Origin of the sequence: Parasphingorhabdus sp. (assembly GCF_039968395.1) — a bacterium.
In the GTDB taxonomy this organism is placed as follows: domain Bacteria; phylum Pseudomonadota; class Alphaproteobacteria; order Sphingomonadales; family Sphingomonadaceae; genus Parasphingorhabdus.
On record NZ_JBDVPV010000001.1, the window covers coordinates 521,319 to 541,049 of the forward strand.

Here is a 19,731-nt window from a genome sequence, read left to right on the forward strand (position 1 = left end):
GTCGTCCCCACATGGTTCGCCCCCCAGCGACCCTGAACCCTACCGGGCTCCGGCTTCCTGTAATTTGGTTTCTACAATCGCCCAGTTAGTGCCTTCAACCATCTGACCATTGATCAGAAATGTCGGTGTGCCCGGAATATTATATTCCTTGGTCGCCGCATCGGTATCCGCGATCAGTTTCTCGGCAACAGCGGTATCGCTGAGGCAGGCCTTGGCTTGATCTGCCGAAATGCCGCGCTGTTGAAAATAGGTGATGAGGCCCAGTTCTTCTGCCAAAGCAACAAAGCGTTCATTCGCAGCCGACTGCAGGATTGCGCCATATTTTTCTTCGCCCATGGCTTGTGCTTTTTCAAACATCGGGCCCTGATTGCTGAGCGCCTGCTTGGTCAGCGCAAAAAACGGTCCGGGACCTCCACAGCGGGCCAGGATAGCCGCGCTCAGGTCGAGAGGGTCACGAACAAAATTGCGGACTTCGAAACTGACCCGGCCAGATGCAACATAGGTATCGCGGATTGCATCAAATGCCTGATCCCCAAAATCCTTGCAGTGCGAGCAGGTGATCGACATGAATTCCACCAGCTTGATCGGAGCATCCGGATTGCCCATGACAAATCCGCCTGCTTCGGTTTCGGTCACGGTTTCTGCCCAGTTCTGGCCAGCCGGTGCTTCTATGGCAGCCAAGGGTTCCGATGAACTGGCGCCGCCTTCGGTTTCGGCTGCTCCGCCGCACCCCGTGAGCGCCAATGCCAGGCTGATCGCAGTGAATGTTGTAAGATTACGCATGATGATGTTGATCCTGTTACGAATGTTAAGGCGAATGTTTTACTAGCGATCGAGGCCCGCCAGCACGGTTTTCAGAGACGGCCAGCTATGGACCTTGTCAATTAATTTTCCACCAAGGGTAAAGCTGGGCGTACCGGTGATCTTCAATGATTGACCATATTTGGTCATCCCGACAATGGCTTGCTGGGCAGTCTCGTCGGCGAGACAGGTATTGAGCTGGGCACGGGTATAGCCGCGATTTTCCATCAGCGCGTAAAATTGCGCATCTTTCGCGATTTTCTTCATCCGCTCGACCGAGCTGCCTTCGTACCAGGTTTTCTGGACTTCCGCAGGGGTCTCAACGACGCGTTTGAGCCAGATACTCTGTCCGGCCATGAATGCTTTGTGATTGCCGAAAAACTTGTCGCGCCCGCCACAACGCGCCAGCATGGCTGCAGTCAGATCCACAGGGTCGCGCACATAGTTGCGGACTTCGGTATTGATATGTCCTTCAGCTACAAAGACAGTTTTCAGCGGTGTGTGGGATGTGACTTCAAAGTTTGCGCAATGGTTGCACGTATAGCTCACATATTCGACGAGCTGATGCCGCGCGAGAGGGTTGCCCAATATATGTCCGCCTTTTTCGGAAACGGTCACGCGCTTGGTCCAGTCCGTCTGTGCCGTTGAACTTTGCGCGGACGCCTGATGTGCCAAAGGAGCGGCCAGAAACGCTGCCGCTGCCGCTGAAGCAAATACTACTGCTCCGTATTTCATTCGTCGTCCTTTCGATCTTCCGGTCGGGTCCCGGACAATGACGGTTTTTCATTGCCGCCAATCTTGCCCGCGATTTCAATCCCTATTTGAGGAGCCTCTTCGGACTTGGCAATACCCGACGCCAGTGATTCCAGCACCCTGTTCAATTCCGGGTCACCAATATCCCGCAAACTATCCCCGAGTCCAAACGAAGCCGGTTTCAGCGAAGGCGGAGGCGGAACCTGCTTTTCCTTTTGTTTTCTTGTATTTACTTCGCCCTGCCTGAATCTGACCTGACTGATTGCGCCATAGCCAAAAAAGCGATTCACCCGCTCGATAATCTCTGGCGAAATATGCTGCATCAGGGTCGCATGTGCACCGGAAACCAGCAGGTGCAGCGTTCCGCCCTCTTTCTCTCCGCGCGGGAAGCGGATTGATTCGGGTAACGAGACATCCGCATAGCGTTCGCCGACAATTTCAGCCCATCGGCTCACTACACTGCTCTGGATAAAGCCATAGCGCCGAAAGGCCGCGCGCCCAATTTCCGGCATCAGATCAGAAATGCTGCGCGCTTCCCCTCCACGCGGGCGCTGATATTTATAAAATTTCTTGGGTGCACGAGCGGACTTCGGGGGCTTGCCCTTTGCGGGATCGGATCCCTTGTCGCTACTCGTGCCATTTTCCTTCGTCATCGCGCGCGACCATGGCATAGGGAGCCTATGGGCGTCGACAGAATAACGGGCAGTGCGGGTAAAATCGCTGCCAAAATCAGTGAACATTATGTGGATAACGCCCGAATTTTACCCTGGCGCGTTCCGCCGGGTCAATCTGGTGGTGGAATCTGGCCTGATCCCTATCACGTGTGGCTGTCGGAAGTGATGCTGCAGCAAACAACGGTTGCGGCGGTGATCAGCTATTTTGAGAAATTTACGAGGCGCTGGCCAACCGTGGCTTCGCTGGCGGCGGCTGAACAGAGCGATGTTCTCGCAGCGTGGGCTGGTCTCGGATATTATGCAAGAGCACGAAATCTTCACAAATGTGCTCGCTATATCATTGATAATAAAGAAGGATTATTTCCTCAGAAAGAGTCTGAACTTCTCGAACTTCCGGGTATCGGCCCCTATACGGCGGCAGCGATCGCAGCCATTGCCTTTGGCGAGCGTACCGTGGTTGTGGATGCCAATATTGAACGGCTGATGGCTCGCCTGTTTGCCATTGATACGCCATTGCCGGCTGGCAAGGCGGGCATCCGCGTCGCGATGGACAGGTTGACACCCGAGCAAGGTGCAGGAGATTTTGCGCAGGCCTGCATGGATATGGGGGCAACGATCTGTACCGCCAAAACACCGCGATGCGGGGATTGCCCGGTGCAGTCTCTATGCCAGGCACATGCGCTGGGAGAGGTCGAGCGTTATCCGGTCAAACCTGCGAAGAAAACCAAGGCGGTCCGTCGGGGTCGTTTTTTCTGGATTGAAGACAACGACAATCTGCTTTTGGTGACGCGTCCGGGCAAGGGCATGCTGGCGGCAATGCGGGCGCTTCCCGATGATGGCTGGGCAGCACGCAATGACGGGTATGCAGCTGCGCCGTTCCCCGGCAAATGGGAGCTGCACGAGAATATTGTTCAGCATAGCTTCACGCATTTTTCGCTTGAGGTTGATTTGGCAGTTTATCATGGCGACAAAATCGCTATTAACAGTCGTGATAGTAGAGAAAGGCCGATCTCCGATGCTATCTGGTGGCCAATCAGAGAGCTCGAACATGCTGGCCTGCCAACATTATTTGGCAAAGTCGTAAAATGGAAACTGAAGGAACAGTAATGACCAATCCCAAGACAATATCTCCCGCATTTGACCGTCGTTCTGTTCTGGGTGCCATTGGTGCCAGCGCCTTGCTGGGCGGGACTTCTGCCACCGCTTTTGCACGATCAATGGTCAAGGACCCTGCTCGCTTTCCCGGACTGACGAAAATCATCAATGATTACGTGTCGGAGAAAAAGGTTGCAGGGATGCTGGCCGCTATCGGATATCAGCAGGAAGCACCGACTGTTATTTCAGCGGGTACGCAGAGCCTCGGCGGAACAACCCCGGTGAGCATGAAGACCTTGTGGCGTATGTATTCACAAACCAAACCGGTCACCGGAATGGCTGCGATGATGCTGGTTGAAGATGGGAAGCTCGACCTCGATCAGCCGCTGTCCGAAATTTTGCCGGAATTCAAAGATATGCAAGTTTTGGTCGATCCGGAAGGTGCGGTTGAAAATACCGTAGCGGCCAAGTCCCCCATTACGATCCGTCAGCTGCAGACACATACTGCGGGATTGGGCTACACGATTATTTCCAAAGGCCCGATCCAAAAGGCATATCTCGCTGCGGGGCTAACCCCCGGGCGGGTTAGCCGCAATCCGATACCGGGTGTTGATCCCGGCGCACCGACACCGGACCTCAAGACTTTTATCGAGCGGCTGGCAGAATTGCCGCTGGTGTATCAACCGGGTTCCAAATGGAGCTATTCGCTGAGCCATGATGTGCTGAGCTATGTGATCGAGGTCATTTCCGGAAAATCACTCGACGCGTTTTTGCAGGAGCGCATGTTCGGACCGCTTGGCATGAACGACATGTTCTATCAGGTGCCGGCTGACCGTGTCGGGGACCTTGCCGACAATTATGCGCCTTTTGCAGGATCGCTCTTCCCGATTGATCCCGGCGCCACCAGCATATATCTCGACGCTCCCGCTTTTGCTTTTGGGAGCACTGGCCTGGTGGGAACGGCAGCGGACTATGACAAGTTTCTCCAGATGCTGCTCGGATTTGGGCGCCTCGGGGATGTCCAGGTGATGAAACCGGAAACCGCAAAACTGGGCATGTCCAACCTGTTGCCCGCAACAGCTGATCTGTCGGGCACATGGGTTGCCAAACAGGGCTTTGGTGCCGGTGGTCGTGTCGGACTGGGCACGGCGGCAAGTCCAGCCGGTACATTTGGTTGGGGCGGCGCAGCCGGAACTGCGGCATTTGTCGATACCAAAAACGGATTCCGGGCAGGGGGCTATACGCAATATATTCCTTCGAACAGCTATCCGTTCCAGTCCGAATTCCCGAAATATGTATATGCCGATCTGCTTGGCGCAGATGCGGTCGAAGGAAAGACCAGCCCGTGAATCAAATTGTACCGGCCTTTGCAGGCGGCACCATGGACCGGGCCGATCAGGTCCGGGTCAATCCCGAAAAATTGCGTGAAGCGATTATGCGGCCCAACGCGCGGCTGCTCAAGCTTGACGGTCTCAATCCCGTTTTTGACAATCAGGGTGATCTTGCCTGGGGAGCTGCTTACGAGGCGTCGCCTGACAATGATCTGCTGTTGCTGGGAGTGGATGGCGATACACCCTGCTTCGCGGAGCTGAATGGCGGCGGCAATTCCGGACCCGCCTCAGATCCCCGGCTTTGGCAGGCGTTGGGTGCTCTCTCTCCCGACCAGGCGGCTGTCTATGCGACGGCGCGCAGTCTGGTTGACTGGCATGCACGCCATAAATTCTGCGCGCAATGCGGCAAACCTACGTCTTCGCGAAAAGGCGGCTGGGCACGGCAATGCGACAAGGATGATGGCGGATGTGGTGCGGAACATTTTCCGCGGACAGATCCGGTGGCGATCATGTTGTCGGAATGTGAAGGCAAAGTGCTGCTGGGGCGTCAACCGATGTTTCCGCACAAGCGTTTTTCAGCGCTGGCCGGTTTTATCGAACCCGGCGAAAGTATCGAGGGCGGCGTGAAGCGCGAACTCTGGGAAGAAGCCGGAATCAAGGTTCGTGATGTGCAATATGTTGCGAGTCAGCCATGGCCGTTTCCGTCATCCCTGATGATGGCTTGCACCAGCATCACGGACGATCCGAAATTGACTCTGGACGAAGAAGAAATTGAGGAAGCCCACTGGTTCTCGCTCGACGAAGTGAAAGCTTCGATGAACGGAGATCCGGACGCGCCGTTTATAGCCCCGCCGCCATTTGCGATTGCCTACAACTTGCTGGTGCACTGGCTGGACGGGCAAGACAGCTAGCGAATAGTCCAACCCGCCCGGTTTGCGAGATCAGTTCTTGGTTGGCGGTGCTCCCGGGAAAGTTGCGCGCTTGTCCGACGGTGGATGCTGAACAGGTGGCAGCATGCCGGGAACGGGCCCGGGCGTGGCGAGCGCCCGCATTTTCTTGTACGCCGGTCTTTCAACAATCTTTGCATTCCAGGCGACGACATTCGGGAATTGCTCTGAATCAACAAGGTTCAATCTGAAGGCAACATTGAGCGGCCAGTGCATCATAATGTCCGCAGATGAAAATTCCGGTCCGCCAAACCACGGATTTTCTCCGAGATAATCTTCGGCATATTGCACAACATTTTCACTGTCGACCAAGGGAGATCGAACCTTTGGAGGATTGACACGCCAGGCGCGATAGTCGCTGAACAGACGAGCGGCCAGCGAACCTTCTGCATAATGCATCCATTTAACATGATGCGGATAAGCCCGGCTTGCGGTGGGCGGGACCAGTTTGCCCGGCGCATGCCGCATCAAAATCGTATCGATAATCGCACCGGATTCGACGATGATGTCATCACCATAGACCACCGTCGGTGCCATCGGCATGCCATGTCCCAGTGCCTTGATCTGAGCCATCGAAGCGCCCAAATCGCCTTTCACATATTTCAGCTCGTAAGGCAGTTCGAGTTCTTCCATCAGCCAGATAATGCGCTCTGACCGTCGACCTTCGAGATGATAAATTGTTACATCCGGCATCGGGGCAGCCTTTTCCATATCACTTGTTGCAGTCGATGTGTCGGCATTCTGCGCAGCTGCACCCGAGCTTGCGAGGCTCAAGGCCACCAGACTTGCGGTAAAAAGGCTCATCAATTTTTCTCCCAAAGCTCCGCTTGATTCGCGGTTCGTCGCAATAGTGCACTGCCTTGGATGAATTGGCAAAGCCGGATTATCGCATCAGTATTGTCATCGCCGAGAATGCGGGAATCTCAGGCTTTCAGACTTTCCCAAGGGCCAGTGATCGCGAAGGTCATCCCGGGTTGCTGCACATTGACGAACATGGTCTTTCCGTCGGGAGAAAAGCAAGCACCGCAAAATTCATTTTCGTCATCATGCGCATTGCGGGCAAAATCATATATCTGGCCTTCCGGTGTCAGACCGCGCAGATACTGGCTGCCCATGCCATCTTCGCACAAAATCAGGTCTCCCCATGGGGCCAGTGCCATATTGTCGCACAGATCAAGCACATCGGAACTTGGGGATTCATAGAGCATCGTCAGCTTTCCAGTGGCACCGGGAGTATATCGCCAGACTTGTCCGGACCGCGTCGCTCCGCCTTGCGTGCAATTGAAGAATATCTCACCCGTGTTGCTTCCCGGGCGCAGGCCGTAGGCCATGCCTTCTCCCCGACAGAAATATGCTGCGCCGGCGTTGTGGCCGCGGACTGCCAAATCGGCATTGGGCGATTCGACGTCATCCATGTCAATCCAGTAGGTTTCATACTCGACACCAGCCTTGACGCGCCCGGCACCGCCACCGCCCCAATCCAGAGGCCAGTTGTTGGTATTTGCAGATTCCCAACCCGTGATTGCAAGCGCTTGCAGTCGGCCGCCTTTTTCCAATTGCCCTGGCGTGTCTGGAATGAACCGGTAAAATAGTCCGTTGCGATTATCTTCGGTCAGATAAACAATGCCGGTCTCGGGATCGACCGCCGCTGCTTCATGAGCAAAGCGGCCCATCGCCTTGAGTGGCACTGGATCGATCAGCCCGGTTGCAGATGAAGGTGTCTCAAAGACAAACCCGTGATGCTTGCCGGGGCCTTCTTCCGGTTTCAGCATCTCTTCTTCGCAAGTCAGCCAGGATCCCCACGGCGTCGCTCCGCCTGCGCAATTGGCGGCGGTTCCGGTCAGCACCAGAAAATCAGATTCAATCTGCCCGGTTTTGAGATTATACACCATCTTGCTGACACCGCCGAAAAACGGGCTGCCATCCGCCTTTTTGTCGTAAAGCTTGCCGGGAGCCAGTTTACCGAGAAGCTCATTATTCGGTCCGAAAGGGCTTCCATCCTCTACACTGAGCCAGTTTTCGTGATTGCACATCAACACGCATTTGTCGGAAGACGGGGGATGGGAAAAACACGCCATGCCGTCCGCACGTCCGGGGCGCAGAAATCCATCGGACATTTCTTCACCGGCTTTTGCGATCAGACGGTAGGAGAACCCCTCGGGCAAATCCAGCAATCCCGCGGAATCAGGCATGAGCTTGACTGCGGAATTGTCACTGTGCGCCCGGACTGCCGAGGATAAGGGAAACGCCGCGTAGAAAAGGCCTATCATTTGTGCCCGTCGGACAAAATCGCGTCGTGAAATGTTCATCTGAATTCCCCTGTTTGCATACGTAATGCGCCGAGAATAATGTGCGTTTTTGTCAAGAACAGCATTTTTCTGCGAACAACGTTTCTGGCTGGTCGAGATGCGATGGGCAGGTCAAACCAGGCCGAGCTTTGACAGCTCACCCAGCATTTCTGCCGGCATTTCCGTCGCGCCTTCCGCTCCGGAACCAAGATCCGGCGGTGCATCCTTTTCTTCAAGATAGCGCCAGCCCTGATGGGCTCGGCGGGGGATGGTCTGCACGGCGATCAGCTTTGGTTCTAGCCGGATCCATTGCCGGCCCTCTCCGTTATCCTGAAACCCGATGATTGGACTGCGTCCGACAATTTTCTTCTGGTGTATCCAGAACAGCGACCCGCCCGCCATTTCCTCGAAGCGCTTCGGCTTGTAGCGGGTTGTAAGCCGGGCTTCCCCATTGGTTGCGGCATTGTCGACGTGGGATTCCAGCCAGCGCCGCAATGTCGCGGGGCTTTCACTGCGAAAAGCGATTTTGGTTATGTTGAGCGGCATCCGCTTTATCTGTGGGGAGTGGCCGGGTTAGTCAAGCATCGAAATGGACTTGCTCCGGATCGCCAACCGGTCAATGAAGGGAGGAAACCACAAAGAGGGATGAGGATATGAATTTGCGAACATTGTTAGCCACAGGATTGGCGATTTGCGCATTGGCAGGACCGGGGCTGGCAGAGCATCACAAGACATCACCCTATGGCGCAGACGATACAATAGGCGCTGCCAATAACCTCAGTGCGGAAGGCGTGCTGGCGGCAACGAAACTGGTCAAGACCGGAAAGACCTATGCGCTTGGTCTGATCACCGGTCGCGATACTCCGGCTTATCCCGGACGGGCCTATGACATTGAGGTGTTCGGATTTCCGGAGGCTGGCGCCAACAAGGTTTCCGGGCATGATGACAGGCTGGTGACCCATGTCGGGATCGGGTCGCAGCTCGATGGTTTCGGTCATATGGCGCTGAACAAGACCCACTATAACGGGATAAAGTCAGCTGATATATTTGACCCCAAGGGCTTGAAGAAACTGGGCACGGAACATGTGCCTCCGATTGTAACGCGCGGTGTGATGATTGATATGGCGGCACATCGCGGTGTCGAGCGGCTCGCACCTATGGCATCCTTTGGTGAAGCGGATATCAAGGCGGCGGCAAAAGCACAGGGTATCGCTATCGGCAAGGGCGACGTGGTTTTATTCCATACTGGCTGGCTAAGCATGGCGGAAGAGGATCCCAAAGCCTTTATCGAGCAGCAGCCGGGACTGAATGCCCAAGGCGCACGTTATCTGGCCAATCTGGGAGTGGTTGCAGTCGGCGCGGATAGCGCGGCTTTGGAAACCATGGACTTTGGTACTGAAGGCATATTGTTCCCGGTCCACACGACCTTGCTTGTGGAGCACGGAATCTATGTGCTTGAATCGATGAACACCACAGAATTGGCGAAAGACAAAGCCTATGAATTTCTGTTCGTTCTCGGTCAGCCCCGCTTTGCCGGATCGGTACAGGCGGTGATAAATCCTATCGCCATAAGATAGCGGGAACGGCGAATTGAAGGCGGCACAGGATTAACCGTCATAATCTTTGTTGCAAATGATTATCAATAGCATAATATAGTTTCGAATCATCGAGAGGAGAAGCTGTTTATGGGTGTCTGGACTGCAAGTATTGCGAAATTGCAGGCTCAATTGCCTGATCTGTTGTCGCTATCCGGAGCTGAGGCGCGGATTTTGCTGGCGTTGCGGCATGCGGTGATCTGCCACAAGCTGGGACGGAATCCGCGACCCGGCCTCGAAGAGAAACTGGGCAGCGGACTCGCGGTGACCCGCTTTCTTATCGTCATCGAAACAGTTGGAAGTGCCTGGCCGGAGAACTTTCACATCGGCCGTACCTGCTGCCCGTGCACGACGCCCGACGAGATATTATTGTTGCAGATGATCCGGCTTGGTGGTGCCGGAAACCGGCCCGCTTTTGATCGTCTGATCATGGAGATGATCGGCGACAGTGAAAGAAACCGCATCTTCATTGATATCAGCAATTTTGCGGCGTCGTATGGACCACAGGCGACGGATTAAACCGCCGGCCGTTCAAACAGAGTCACCGGACTACCCTTATACTCCTGTTCGTCAAATGGTTCATATCCGAGTTTTGTCGCGAGCCGGATCGAAGGCAGGTTTTCCGTACTGATGATGCAGACCGTTTTGTCCGGTTCATGCTGTTCGATCAGCCAGTCATGTATCGCCAGTCCGGCCTCTTGCGCATAACCCTTGTTCTGGCCTTTGCCCGAAAAAATCCAGGCCGCTTCGTGAAACGGGTCGAATTGCGGACCGAGACCGCGACGGAATTCGCCAAACCCCATTTCGCCGATGAAATTGTTGCTAGATTTTTCAATGACTGCAAATAATCCATAGCCGTGCAGACGCCAGCGACCGGCATTGGCCAGAAAACGCAACCATGCATCATCATCGGAAGACAGTTCCGGTCTGATATATTGCATGACTTGTGGATCCTGAATCATCTGGCGATAGGCGTCAAAATTGTCTTCGACATGCGGTTGCAGCAACAGGCGTTCGGTTTCGATCATCTGTCGACCCCGCTAAAAACCGACCAGACCGCTGGCTACCGCCAAACCCAGGAAGGCCATGAAGCCCATGGTATCGGTAATCATGGTGACGAATACGGATGAAGCGAGTGCCGGATCCTGATCCATCCGATCGAGCATGACCGGTACGAATATGCCGGCAAATCCTGCAATGACGATATTGATCAACATGGCTGCGCCGATGACGACGCCCAGCATCGGGTTAGTAAACACCAGTCCGGTACCTATGCCCACCAGCACCGCAATTGTCCCCCCGTTCAGCAAAGCTATTCGGAATTCGCGTCCGATAATCCTGCGGGTGTTGGATCGCGTCAGCTCGTTCATTGCAAGGGCGCGCACAGAGACTGCCATTGTTTGCGTGCCGGCATTGCCTCCTATCGAAGCAACTATTGGCATCAGGATGGCCAGTGCAACCATCTGCTCGATAGCGGCTCCAAATATCGAGATGACAAAGCTGGCAACCAGTGCTGTGGCGAGATTGGCCACCAGCCAGCGAACCCGGGCTCTGTAACTGTCGCGGATAGGTTCGTTAATATCGCCTTCGCCTGCGCCGGAGAGCAGCAGGACATCTTCGCTGGCCTCGTCTTCGACAATGTGAAGGATATCATCAACCGTGATCATGCCGATCAACCGCCCGTCTTCGTTGACCACGGCAGCGGAGATGAGATTATATTTCTGAAAGCGCAGGGCGACTTCTTCCTGATCCATGTCGACCGGGATCATCGTCTGTTCGCGTTTCATGATGTCGGACACTGCAATGTCGCGCGGGACTCGCAATATCCAGCTGAGCTGGCATGTACCAACCGGCCGATGGGCCGGATCCACAACATAGACTTCCCAGAATTCAGTGGTCAGGTCACCATGTTCGCGCAGATAATCAATCAACTGACCGACGTTCATATGTTCTGGAACCGCCACCAGATCCCGCTGCATGATCCGGCCTGCTGATTCTTCAGGATAGGTCAGGGCGCTTTCAATCGCCGCACGGTCTTCGGCATCGAGTTCGGCGAGAACAGCCTTTTGTTCGCCTTCCTTCAGATCCTCGATAATCGCGACCGCGTCATCGGTTTCCAGTTGCTCCGTGAGGTCGGCAATCTGGCCCGGATCAAGCACTTCGATCAAATCTTCGCGAACGTGCTCGTTCATTTCGGCCAATACGTCCGCGCTGACCAGATCTCCCAGGGCTCCGGCAAGCGGCGCGCGCGCATCTTCATCGACCAGTTCAAACAGATCGGCAATGTCGGCATTATGGAGCGGATTGACCAGTTCCTGAGCGAGATTGGAATCTTCGGAATCGACGGCGTCGGAAACCGAGCGGACAAATTCGTCGGTCAGCCGATTGTCTTCATCCAGGCTTTGGGGCACAGTTTCTACTTCGGTACCATCGGGTGCATTGGTCAACTCGGTCATGTCGATGCTCCCCGCTCTAACGTCGAACCCCATCCGGTTCTCGACCGCTGTCTAGTAGCACTACACGCCCAAATGCAATGTTTTGTGACATTTATCGAAAGCAGCGGGTGATTTTTTGTTTGGCTGTGCCTATATGCGCTGCAACGAAATTTTCTCATCGAAAAAGGAATTGCACATGGCACATGAAAAAATGACTCTTCACCTTGATTCTGGTGATGTTGAAATCAAGCTTCGCGCTGATCTGGCTCCTGGCCACGTCGAACGGATTACCCAGCTGGCGGCAGACGGTTTTTATGACGGCGTGGTATTCCATCGCGTCATTGACGGTTTCATGGCCCAGGGCGGCGATCCAACCGGGACCGGCATGTCAGGATCCGACAAGCCCGATATTGCCGCCGAATTTTCCCAGGAACCTCATGTCCGCGGTGTCTGCTCAATGGCGCGCACCATGGATCCAAACAGCGCCAACAGTCAGTTTTTCATCTGTCTGGATGATGCGACGTTCCTCGATGGTCAGTACACGGTCTGGGGTGAAGTGACGAGCGGCATGGATGCAGTAGATGCGCTTCCCAAAGGCGAACCACCAGCAGAGCCTGGGGCGATCAAGTCTGTTACACTGGGATAATTGTCTTTCACGAATATCGATTGCAGGGGGAAAGTGATGCAGCAAAATGACCGGATATGGATCGGGACATTTTGTTTGTTGCTTGCCTCCTGCAGCGAAACCGAAAAACCGCAGGAGCCGGCATATCCTGACGCGATTTTCGAGAATTTGCCGTCAGCCGAAGCGGGCACCATTGCCGAGATGCAGGGTGATTGGCAATCGGATGACGATGCCAAAATTCAAATCAATATTACCGGCTCGGAATTCCGGACTGTCCGTGACGGACAGGAACAGAATCGCGGGCCTTTTGTTTTTGTGACAGACTGCAAGTCGGGCGATCCCGATCCGCAAGGCACCGCCTTTGTTGTCCGCGAAGCAGAAGATCGACCATGTTACATCATGTCGGCGGTAACCGAAGACAAGCTCAGCTATATTCATTCAAAGCGGGGCAGGGTGTCTCGCTTTACGCGTCAGATCGACAAATAAACGAAAGCGAACCCCATGCGATTGGTCGAAGCCAGAATCCAACCTTTATCCGATGCCGAGCTGGACGCGGAGCAATCTGCCGCGATCCGCAAAACCTTTCCGGTTGGAACCATTTACAATGTTTTCCGCACATTGATGCGGGTACCCAAAGCCAGCAAGGGGTTCATGGCATGGGGCGGCTATATTCTTTCGAAACATAATGATCTCGCTCCGCGCGAGCGGGAAATTGTCATCCTGCGTACCGGATTTAACTGGAAGTCCGGCTATGAGTGGGCCCAGCATGTTCGCATCGGCAAGGACGCCGGACTTACTGATGACGAAATCAAATGGATAAAACAGGGCCCCGAAGCACCGGGATGGTCACCGCTCGAAAGCGCGATGCTGCGTGCCGTGGATGAACTGACGAACGATTCCTTTGTGACCGATGCAACCTGGACTGCATTATCGGACCTGAGCGATAAACAGCGCATGGACCTGGTGATGACTGTGGGCCAGTATACGCAGGTGTCGATGATGCTTAACTCGTTCGGTGTGCAGCTGGATGAAGGACTGGAGCTCGATCCCGATCTGAAGGTCTGACTAGAGACCGGCCTTGATCACCCAGTCGTGGAATATCCGGACAGCCCGGTTTTTCTTGTCCCGTTTGCGACAAACGAACCAGTAGCTGTAGGGACTGTCGACATCATGATTGAAGAGGCGGGTCAGGCGTGGATCATTGGCGTCCGAGAAATGTCCGCCGTGCATGATTGCAACGCCCAGACCTTGCGCCGCAGCTTCCAGCATCAGCGGCCCGCTGTTCAGATGGTCGATGCTGGCGGGTTCCAGGTCCGGCAAGCCAACCGCATTTTTCCATTGTTCGAAGGCCCGTGTCATGTCGCTGTGGACAAGGATATTGTGATTTTTCAGATCTTCCGGTTCGTTGATCGCATTCGGTCCGTTGGTCAGTTCTTTCGACGCGATTGCATAGACCTTGTTGGAATCCAGCTTGACGCGATAGAGATTGGGATCAACATGATCAGCGATAATGATCGCGGCATCGATAACGTCGCCCAGCATATTCTCGGCATGAGAAGATGTGTCGACGTCAATGTGGAGTTTCGGGAAAAGCTGGCGCAATTCCGGAAGGCGAGGCAGCAACCTCGTCGCACCAAACAGAGGCAAAACACCGAGCCTCAGACGCAGATCACCACCGCTGACCGTCATCTGATCAACCGCTTCACCGATTGTTTCGAGAGCGGGCGCGACTTCGCTTAGCAGAAGCTTGCCATCGTCATTCAGTATCATGGCCTGATTGCGGCGTTCGAACAGCGGTTTGCCAATATGCTCTTCGAGCGATTTAATCCGCCGGCTCAAGGCTGGTGCCGACAATGCCAGCTCTGCGGCAGCCGCTTTGGACGATCCGAGTCTGGCAACACGGATGAAGGCTTCGAGGGCGCGGAGAGGGGGAAGGCGTCTCATTACCGAATTCATATCGGAGTTTATTTCGAATTGTGCAATGCAAAACTTGATAGAAAACATCGAATATGGCTGTTTTCAGCCATATCTGTTTTGATAGGTTGCAAATCGTGCAACTCATTATGTTTATTTCGCACTTGCAACATAAGCGATTCGGGCGCAATTAGGACGGGCCTTTCAGGCATCCTCTCCTAAAAACTTTTCGGGCCAGTCCTTCGGGATTGGCCCTTTTTTTGTCCGTTGCACAGAGCGTCTCGCCTGTCTTTGATAATTCAGAGTCGCATATTGGCATTGTCATCCCTATCTTGCTGGAAACATTAGAAGCGGCAGGAGATTCTCCCGATGTCTGACGATCCGGAATCAAAGAGCAAGAAAAAGGACGCTGACTCATCCACACTGAAATTGCAGGTCGCCAACGCACGTTCCGAAGATAGCGGACGCGGCCTCGCCCGGTTGTCCCGTGACAATTTGACCAAATTGGGCCTGATGGAAGGCGACGTTGTCGAGATCTGCGGCAAACAGGCGACTCCGGCCCGCGCGGTTCTTCCCTATGCGGAAGATGAGGGCCTTGATTTCGTTCGGCTTGATGGATTGCAACGTGCCAATGCCGGTGTTGGATCAGGTGATTTCGTTGAGATTCGCAAGGTCGAGTCCAAGCCCGCAAAAAAAGTGATATTTGCTCCTGCCCAGAAAGATTTGCGCCTGCATGGCAGTGGCAACGGATTGAAACGCAGCTTCATGGGACGCCCTTTGAACGCTGGCGATTTTGTAGCCACCCATGGACAACAGCAAGTCGATCAAAGCGACATGCCCCCCCAGTTGCGGCAAATGCTCGCTGCGCCGGCTTTCTCGCTTCAGCAGATCCGGCTGACGGTTGTGTCAACTGTGCCCAAGGGCTTTGTTCATATTGACGAGAATACCGAGGTCGAGTTGCGGCCGGAATATGAAGAGTCGACCGAGCACCGCCGGGCGGATGTCACTTATGATGATATTGGCGGCCTGCATGAAACCATCGATCAGCTGCGCGAAATGGTGGAGCTGCCGTTGCGCTATCCGCAGCTGTTTACGCGTCTGGGTGTTGATCCGCCACGCGGTGTCTTGTTGCACGGCCCTCCGGGAACCGGCAAGACGCGGCTGGCCCGGGCTGTGGCCAATGAGAGCGATGCCGAGTTTTTCCTGATCAACGGTCCGGAAATCATGGGGTCGACCTATGGCGAGTCAGAAAAGAAATTGCGGGAAGTCTTTGAAGCAGCGACCAATGCTGCACCTTCGATCCTGTTCATCGACGAGATCGACTCAATCGCTCCAAAACGCGGCGAAGTGCAAGGGGAGACGGAAAAGCGTCTCGTCGCACAATTGCTGACCTTGATGGATGGACTGGAATCGCGTCTCAATCTGGTGGTAATCGCCGCAACCAATCGTCCCGAGGCTATTGATGAAGCCCTGCGGCGTCCAGGCCGGTTTGACCGTGAAATAGTTGTCGGTGTTCCCGATGTCCGTGGACGCAAGGAAATACTCGGGATTCATACGCGCGGCATGCCGCTGGAGCCGGCGGTTGATTTGAAAGAACTTGCTCGGACCACTTATGGTTTTGTCGGTGCAGATCTCGCTGCGCTGACGCGCGAAGCCGCGATTGAGGCGGTCCGTCGGATCATGCCCAAGCTGGACCTGGAATCTGAAACAGTGCCACCCGAAGTGCTCGACGAGTTGGTCGTGCGCCGGGATGATTTTGTGGAAGCGCTCAAGCGCGTCCAGCCGTCTGCCATGCGGGAAGTCATGGTCCAGATGCCCGATGTGCGCTGGGAGGATATTGGCGGTCTCGATGACGCCCAGACCCGGCTGAAAGAAGGCATTGAGCTTCCCATGAAAAACCCGGAGGCCTTTACCCGGCTTGGCATCAGACCGGCAAAGGGTTTTCTTTTATATGGTCCTCCGGGCACCGGAAAAACATTGCTGGCCAAGGCAGTCGCGCGAGAGGCTGAAGCGAATTTTATCGCGATCAAGTCCAGCGACCTGCTGTCGAAATGGTATGGCGAGAGCGAGCAGCAAATCGCCCGCTTGTTTGCCCGTGCGCGACAAGTGGCACCGACGATTCTGTTTATCGACGAGATTGACAGTCTGGTTCCGGCTCGCGGTCGCGGCATGGGCGAACCCCAGGTCACTGAACGTGTCGTCAATACGATATTGGCCGAAATGGACGGGCTGGAGGAAATGCAGTCGGTGATCCTGATCGGGGCGACCAATCGACCTGCATTGGTCGATCCTGCGTTGCTGCGTCCCGGACGTTTTGACGAGCTGGTTTATGTTCCCGTACCCGGCAAAGACGGACGGCGCCGGATATTGGCAATCCATACGTCCAAAATGCCGATTGCCAAGGATGTCGACCTGGATGACATTGCCAAACGGGCTGAGCGCTATTCTGGTGCTGATCTTGAAGATTTGGTCAGGCGGGCGGGTCTGTATGCGCTGCGCGAACATGGCGGTCTGGTCGAAACGGTTTCAATGAAGCATTTCGAACGCGCGCTGAAAGACAGTCGTGCGTCTGTGACGCCGGAAATGGAAGAAGAATATTCCAAGATGGAAGCTGCGTTGAAGCAGAATGCTTTGCGGGTCGAACCAATTGGTTTTGTCGCACCCGGCATGTTGACGCCGGAACGCGACAGCAAGCATGGCGATTGATCGATAGTGCGGTCAGTTGCTGTTCAAATGCGTTTCGTCGATCTGCAAGGTCTTGAAACCCCAGCCGAAGATGAAAACACACATGGTGAGCGCCAGCCAGAACGGCAGGGCGCCGCCATAGGTGTAAAGCAGCACGCCAAGAGCCGGTGAGGCTATAAACGCGACGCCGTTGACAGAGGCAACAATCCCGGCGACCCCGTTTTGCTCCGATCGCTTGACGGCGAGTGATGCACCGGCCGTGAACCCGGGCCGAAAAAGTCCAAACCCGAGCGAGCTGATCGCGAAGCCGATAATGATGCCATAGAGGCCGTCGGAAACCCCCACCACAAGACACCCGATGGCGGCGAGTAGCATGCCCCATAATACAGATGATCTGGGCCCCATTTGCAGCAACGGAATCAATCCCCATTGAGCCAGCAGAGTAGCTGCCGCGCCAGCCATCAGCACGATACCGGTCATTTCAATGCCGGTTGCCGGATCGCCGCGCAGTCCCAGGCGGTCGAGGACCAGAAAGCCCATAACACCCAGAACAATTGCATGAGCATTGCCGCCCATGATGCCGGTAATCAGCCAGGGTTTGATGCGCGCATCGTTCCAGCGCAGGCGCGGCGGCAATTCTGGTGGTGAGGCAGCCTGCTCCGGATTCTCATCATGGTCGTCATCGTCTTTCAGACTGTTGGAAGATGGTGCGGAACTATACGGCTCGGACGTGATGACACCCTTGGCTTCAAATCCTGGATCGTCATTGGGTAGTTTCAGCGCCAGAGCCACCATCACCACAACACCGATAGCGGCAAAGGCGAACATTGGGCTGGATAGTCCAAAAAAGGGCAAAATCAGCAATGGCGCAATTGCCGGTCCGACGATTGTTCCCAGACCAAAGGATGAAGAGATGAGAGACAGCGCTTTGGTCCGGTCCTGCCGGGCGGTGCGGGCGGCGACATAGGCTTGAACCGCTGGTGGAGCGGCTGAACCCAAGCCGCCATAGAGGCTTCGGAAAAAAGCAAAAAATATGAAGGTCCAAAGCGCATTATACCAGCCTTGAAGTCCCAGAAAAAGAGCCAGGCCGGCAAGTGCGAACGAGGACGTGAATCCGATCATGCCCAGATGCATCAGCGCTTTGCGGCCGCGGTGATCGGACATGCGGGCCCATTTGGGTGCCGTGTAAACCCATAGCAAAGCGGACCAGCTAAAGGCTGCACTGACCCAAAAGTCTGGAATATTGAGCTGGGTTCCGATGGTCGGCAAAATCGACTGCATCGCGGTATTGCCGGACGCGGTTACCAGCATGACTGAAAACAGCACGGTCATTCGCGTGCTGTCGATTGGCTTGTGTTTTTTTGTCTGAATCAAGTTGGTGGGAGAATCGGCCATGGCGGTCCTATGCCATGCTATTTTTCCCAATCATAGCTGCGTTCGATGCTCGCAACGTGCAAGCTGTAGCTGCTATACCATTTGGCACGTCCGCTTTCGCGGATTGCGGCATGGTCTGAATTGTCCCGCCAGGCTTTGGCTGCCGCGTCATTTGCCCAGTAGCTGACGGTAATACCCGACCCGTCTTCTGAACGCGAGTGATCCATCCCGCGATATCCATCTTGTTGTGCAGCGAGCGTTTCCATCGCCTGCGCGGCCTGCGCATAACCGCTATCATCCTCGTCCGTGCGCTGTGCACAAAATATAACCGCGATCGTTCCGGGCGTGAAAACAGTCATGCATGCCTGTTTACGCTTCTGTCTATCGCAGGCAAGCACGAACTTGTTTGAATTCGATGCTGTTTCGCTCTAGTAAGACAGCTGATTCTCCGGAGGAAAAATTTGACTAACAGCATCGCGAAAGCGCCCTTGATAGGACGAATCAAACTCAGATTGCAGCGACTTTTCGGTGCATGGGGCGTGTTCTTCAAGGGCTTCGTCAAGCATCCCGTGATGGTCGGTTCGATAATTCCGTCATCCGCGATTACTGTCACCAAAATGCTTGAGCCGGTGAAGTGGGACGAATGTGACGTTTTCGTCGAATATGGCCCGGGTGTCGGAACCTTTTGTCGTCCGGTTCTGGAACGGATGAAACCCGATGCCACTCTGATCGTTATCGATCTTAACCCCGATTTCATCGACTATCTCGGCAAGACAATCGGCGATAGCCGGTTTTTTCCGATACATGGTTCGGCCGCCGATGTGCAGCAGATTATTGCCGATCTGGGGCATGAGAAAGCAGATTACATATTGTCGGGCCTGCCCTTCTCTACCCTGCCTGACCAGCTGGGACCAAAAATCGCCCTGGAGACCTATGCTGCCATCCGTCCCGGCGGTGCTTTCCTGGTATACCAGTTTGTCAAAAAGGCACGCCAATTCATGGCTCCCCACTTTGATCATATCGATAGCGGCTATTCGATCTGGAATATCTTGCCCTGTCACCTGTTCTGGGGCTGGAAGACAAAGTAGTCATTTCTGAATCGCCACCGTTCGTCGACGATTATCGTATGTTTGTCGAAGATGAGATCAGGCAAGGCGCCATTCACGGTCAGAAAGATCGCAAATATATTGTTGAGACCAATTTGAGAGGAATAT

The 19,731-nt window shown here is 54.7% G+C and carries 21 protein-coding genes; 10 read left to right on the forward strand and 11 right to left on the reverse strand.

Annotated features, from left to right (window positions below):
• Positions 1-39: 39 nt before the first annotated feature.
• From ABJI30_RS02560 to ABJI30_RS02570, 3 genes are read right to left on the reverse strand one after another with little or no spacing between them, the layout of a single operon-like run.
• Positions 40-783, reverse strand: a complete 744-nt coding sequence (locus tag ABJI30_RS02560; protein WP_348015341.1) for a thioredoxin domain-containing protein — start codon at positions 781-783, stop codon at positions 40-42.
• Positions 784-825: 42 nt separating this feature from the next.
• On the reverse strand, positions 826-1,536 hold the full coding sequence (locus tag ABJI30_RS02565) for a thioredoxin domain-containing protein (protein WP_348015342.1): 711 nt from the start codon (positions 1,534-1,536) through the stop codon (positions 826-828).
• A complete protein-coding gene (locus tag ABJI30_RS02570) occupies positions 1,533-2,207 on the reverse strand; it encodes a DciA family protein (protein ID WP_348033347.1) in 675 nt (224 codons plus the stop codon). The genes ABJI30_RS02565 and ABJI30_RS02570 overlap by 4 nt, the downstream gene beginning before the upstream one ends.
• 27 nt (positions 2,208-2,234) lie before the next feature.
• Between ABJI30_RS02570 and ABJI30_RS02575 the strand changes: the two genes are divergently transcribed.
• Genes ABJI30_RS02575 through nudC form a run of 3 tightly spaced genes read left to right on the forward strand, consistent with a single transcriptional unit; the run spans position 2,235 to position 5,565 of the window.
• Positions 2,235-3,335: an A/G-specific adenine glycosylase gene (locus tag ABJI30_RS02575; protein WP_348015344.1), complete on the forward strand. Its 1,101-nt coding sequence runs from the start codon at positions 2,235-2,237 to the stop codon at positions 3,333-3,335.
• On the forward strand, positions 3,335-4,672 hold the full coding sequence (locus ABJI30_RS02580; protein WP_348015345.1) for a serine hydrolase domain-containing protein: 1,338 nt from the start codon (positions 3,335-3,337) through the stop codon (positions 4,670-4,672). Before ABJI30_RS02575 ends, ABJI30_RS02580 begins: the two co-directional genes overlap by 1 nt.
• Positions 4,673-4,704: 32 nt before the next feature.
• Positions 4,705-5,565 carry an NAD(+) diphosphatase gene (gene nudC, locus ABJI30_RS02585; RefSeq protein WP_348015638.1) on the forward strand — a complete coding sequence of 287 codons (861 nt, stop codon included), beginning with the start codon at positions 4,705-4,707 and terminating at the stop codon, positions 5,563-5,565.
• A gap of 30 nt (positions 5,566-5,595) precedes the next feature.
• Here nudC and ABJI30_RS02590 read toward each other — a convergent pair whose 3' ends face one another.
• The 3 genes from ABJI30_RS02590 to ABJI30_RS02600 form a co-directional block, all read right to left on the reverse strand.
• A complete protein-coding gene (locus ABJI30_RS02590) occupies positions 5,596-6,405 on the reverse strand; it encodes a glutathione binding-like protein (RefSeq protein ID WP_348015346.1) in 810 nt (269 codons plus the stop codon).
• A 119-nt stretch (positions 6,406-6,524) separates the two neighbouring features.
• Positions 6,525-7,793 carry an alkaline phosphatase PhoX gene (locus tag ABJI30_RS02595; RefSeq protein ID WP_348053608.1) on the reverse strand — a complete coding sequence of 423 codons (1,269 nt, stop codon included), beginning with the start codon at positions 7,791-7,793 and terminating at the stop codon, positions 6,525-6,527.
• Positions 7,794-8,021: 228 nt separating this feature from the next.
• A complete protein-coding gene (locus ABJI30_RS02600; RefSeq protein WP_348015348.1) occupies positions 8,022-8,435 on the reverse strand; it encodes a DUF1489 domain-containing protein in 414 nt (137 codons plus the stop codon).
• A 113-nt stretch (positions 8,436-8,548) separates the two neighbouring features.
• Between ABJI30_RS02600 and ABJI30_RS02605 the strand changes: the two genes are divergently transcribed.
• Together ABJI30_RS02605 and ABJI30_RS02610 are read left to right on the forward strand one after the other, a co-directional pair.
• Positions 8,549-9,466, forward strand: a complete 918-nt coding sequence (locus ABJI30_RS02605; RefSeq protein WP_348015349.1) for a cyclase family protein — start codon at positions 8,549-8,551, stop codon at positions 9,464-9,466.
• Between the two features lie 108 nt (positions 9,467-9,574).
• Entirely contained in the window at positions 9,575-10,003 is a 429-nt protein-coding gene (locus ABJI30_RS02610; protein WP_348015350.1) for a hypothetical protein, read from the forward strand.
• Here the strand turns inward: ABJI30_RS02610 and ABJI30_RS02615 are convergent.
• Both ABJI30_RS02615 and mgtE read right to left on the reverse strand, forming a co-directional pair.
• The gene (locus ABJI30_RS02615; protein ID WP_348015351.1) at positions 10,000-10,512 is read right to left on the reverse strand and encodes a GNAT family N-acetyltransferase; all 513 of its coding nucleotides are present in this window, start codon (positions 10,510-10,512) and stop codon (positions 10,000-10,002) included. The two genes, ABJI30_RS02610 and ABJI30_RS02615, sit on opposite strands and share 4 nt — an antisense overlap.
• Before the next feature lie 12 nt (positions 10,513-10,524).
• Positions 10,525-11,940: a magnesium transporter gene (gene mgtE / locus ABJI30_RS02620; protein WP_348015352.1), complete on the reverse strand. Its 1,416-nt coding sequence runs from the start codon at positions 11,938-11,940 to the stop codon at positions 10,525-10,527.
• Between the two features lie 175 nt (positions 11,941-12,115).
• Between mgtE and ABJI30_RS02625 the strand changes: the two genes are divergently transcribed.
• The 3 genes from ABJI30_RS02625 to ABJI30_RS02635 are packed head-to-tail and all read left to right on the forward strand — an operon-like array spanning position 12,116 to position 13,609.
• A complete protein-coding gene (locus ABJI30_RS02625) occupies positions 12,116-12,565 on the forward strand; it encodes a peptidylprolyl isomerase (RefSeq protein WP_348015353.1) in 450 nt (149 codons plus the stop codon).
• A gap of 36 nt (positions 12,566-12,601) precedes the next feature.
• Positions 12,602-13,030, forward strand: a complete 429-nt coding sequence (locus tag ABJI30_RS02630) for a hypothetical protein (RefSeq protein WP_348015354.1) — start codon at positions 12,602-12,604, stop codon at positions 13,028-13,030.
• Positions 13,031-13,045: 15 nt separating this feature from the next.
• Entirely contained in the window at positions 13,046-13,609 is a 564-nt protein-coding gene (locus ABJI30_RS02635) for a carboxymuconolactone decarboxylase family protein (RefSeq protein ID WP_348015355.1), read from the forward strand.
• Here the strand turns inward: ABJI30_RS02635 and ABJI30_RS02640 are convergent, their stop codons facing one another.
• On the reverse strand, positions 13,610-14,488 hold the full coding sequence (locus tag ABJI30_RS02640; protein WP_348015356.1) for a LysR substrate-binding domain-containing protein: 879 nt from the start codon (positions 14,486-14,488) through the stop codon (positions 13,610-13,612).
• Positions 14,489-14,827: 339 nt separating this feature from the next.
• Between ABJI30_RS02640 and ABJI30_RS02645 the strand changes: the two genes are divergently transcribed.
• Positions 14,828-17,164, forward strand: a complete 2,337-nt coding sequence (locus ABJI30_RS02645; protein WP_348015357.1) for a CDC48 family AAA ATPase — start codon at positions 14,828-14,830, stop codon at positions 17,162-17,164.
• Positions 17,165-17,176: 12 nt separating this feature from the next.
• Here ABJI30_RS02645 and ABJI30_RS02650 read toward each other — a convergent pair whose 3' ends face one another.
• Together ABJI30_RS02650 and ABJI30_RS02655 are read right to left on the reverse strand one after the other, a co-directional pair.
• Complete coding sequence (locus ABJI30_RS02650; protein WP_348015358.1) at positions 17,177-18,538, reverse strand: MFS transporter; 1,362 nt, start codon at positions 18,536-18,538, stop codon at positions 17,177-17,179.
• Positions 18,539-18,555: 17 nt separating this feature from the next.
• Positions 18,556-18,876, reverse strand: coding sequence for an antibiotic biosynthesis monooxygenase (locus ABJI30_RS02655; RefSeq protein ID WP_348015359.1), 321 nt, complete (start codon positions 18,874-18,876; stop codon positions 18,556-18,558).
• Positions 18,877-18,978: 102 nt separating this feature from the next.
• Here ABJI30_RS02655 and ABJI30_RS02660 point away from each other — a divergent pair, with 102 nt between their 5' ends.
• A complete protein-coding gene (locus ABJI30_RS02660; RefSeq protein ID WP_348015360.1) occupies positions 18,979-19,605 on the forward strand; it encodes a methyltransferase in 627 nt (208 codons plus the stop codon).
• Positions 19,606-19,731 lie beyond the last annotated feature (126 nt).

Bases quoted from the DNA above. Each gene is read 5' to 3' on its own strand.
- ABJI30_RS02630 (WP_348015354.1), top strand. From the start codon at position 12,602: ATGCAGCAAAATGACCGGATATGGATCGGGACATTTTGTTTGTTGCTT.
- ABJI30_RS02640 (WP_348015356.1), bottom strand. From the start codon at position 14,488: ATGAGACGCCTTCCCCCTCTCCGCGCCCTCGAAGCCTTCATCCGTGTT.
- nudC (WP_348015638.1), top strand. From the start codon at position 4,705: ATGGACCGGGCCGATCAGGTCCGGGTCAATCCCGAAAAATTGCGTGAA.
- ABJI30_RS02610 (WP_348015350.1), top strand. From the start codon at position 9,575: ATGGGTGTCTGGACTGCAAGTATTGCGAAATTGCAGGCTCAATTGCCT.
- ABJI30_RS02590 (WP_348015346.1), bottom strand. From the start codon at position 6,405: ATGAGCCTTTTTACCGCAAGTCTGGTGGCCTTGAGCCTCGCAAGCTCG.
- ABJI30_RS02635 (WP_348015355.1), top strand. From the start codon at position 13,046: ATGCGATTGGTCGAAGCCAGAATCCAACCTTTATCCGATGCCGAGCTG.
- ABJI30_RS02580 (WP_348015345.1), top strand. From the start codon at position 3,335: ATGACCAATCCCAAGACAATATCTCCCGCATTTGACCGTCGTTCTGTT.
- mgtE (WP_348015352.1), bottom strand. From the start codon at position 11,940: ATGACCGAGTTGACCAATGCACCCGATGGTACCGAAGTAGAAACTGTG.
- ABJI30_RS02645 (WP_348015357.1), top strand. From the start codon at position 14,828: ATGTCTGACGATCCGGAATCAAAGAGCAAGAAAAAGGACGCTGACTCA.
- ABJI30_RS02560 (WP_348015341.1), bottom strand. From the start codon at position 783: ATGCGTAATCTTACAACATTCACTGCGATCAGCCTGGCATTGGCGCTC.
- ABJI30_RS02650 (WP_348015358.1), bottom strand. From the start codon at position 18,538: ATGGCCGATTCTCCCACCAACTTGATTCAGACAAAAAAACACAAGCCA.
- ABJI30_RS02615 (WP_348015351.1), bottom strand. From the start codon at position 10,512: ATGATCGAAACCGAACGCCTGTTGCTGCAACCGCATGTCGAAGACAAT.
- ABJI30_RS02655 (WP_348015359.1), bottom strand. From the start codon at position 18,876: ATGACTGTTTTCACGCCCGGAACGATCGCGGTTATATTTTGTGCACAG.
- ABJI30_RS02595 (WP_348053608.1), bottom strand. From the start codon at position 7,793: ATGCCTGATTCCGCGGGATTGCTGGATTTGCCCGAGGGGTTCTCCTAC.
- ABJI30_RS02565 (WP_348015342.1), bottom strand. From the start codon at position 1,536: ATGAAATACGGAGCAGTAGTATTTGCTTCAGCGGCAGCGGCAGCGTTT.
- ABJI30_RS02600 (WP_348015348.1), bottom strand. From the start codon at position 8,435: ATGCCGCTCAACATAACCAAAATCGCTTTTCGCAGTGAAAGCCCCGCG.
- ABJI30_RS02570 (WP_348033347.1), bottom strand. From the start codon at position 2,207: ATGACGAAGGAAAATGGCACGAGTAGCGACAAGGGATCCGATCCCGCA.
- ABJI30_RS02625 (WP_348015353.1), top strand. From the start codon at position 12,116: ATGGCACATGAAAAAATGACTCTTCACCTTGATTCTGGTGATGTTGAA.
- ABJI30_RS02575 (WP_348015344.1), top strand. From the start codon at position 2,235: ATGGGCGTCGACAGAATAACGGGCAGTGCGGGTAAAATCGCTGCCAAA.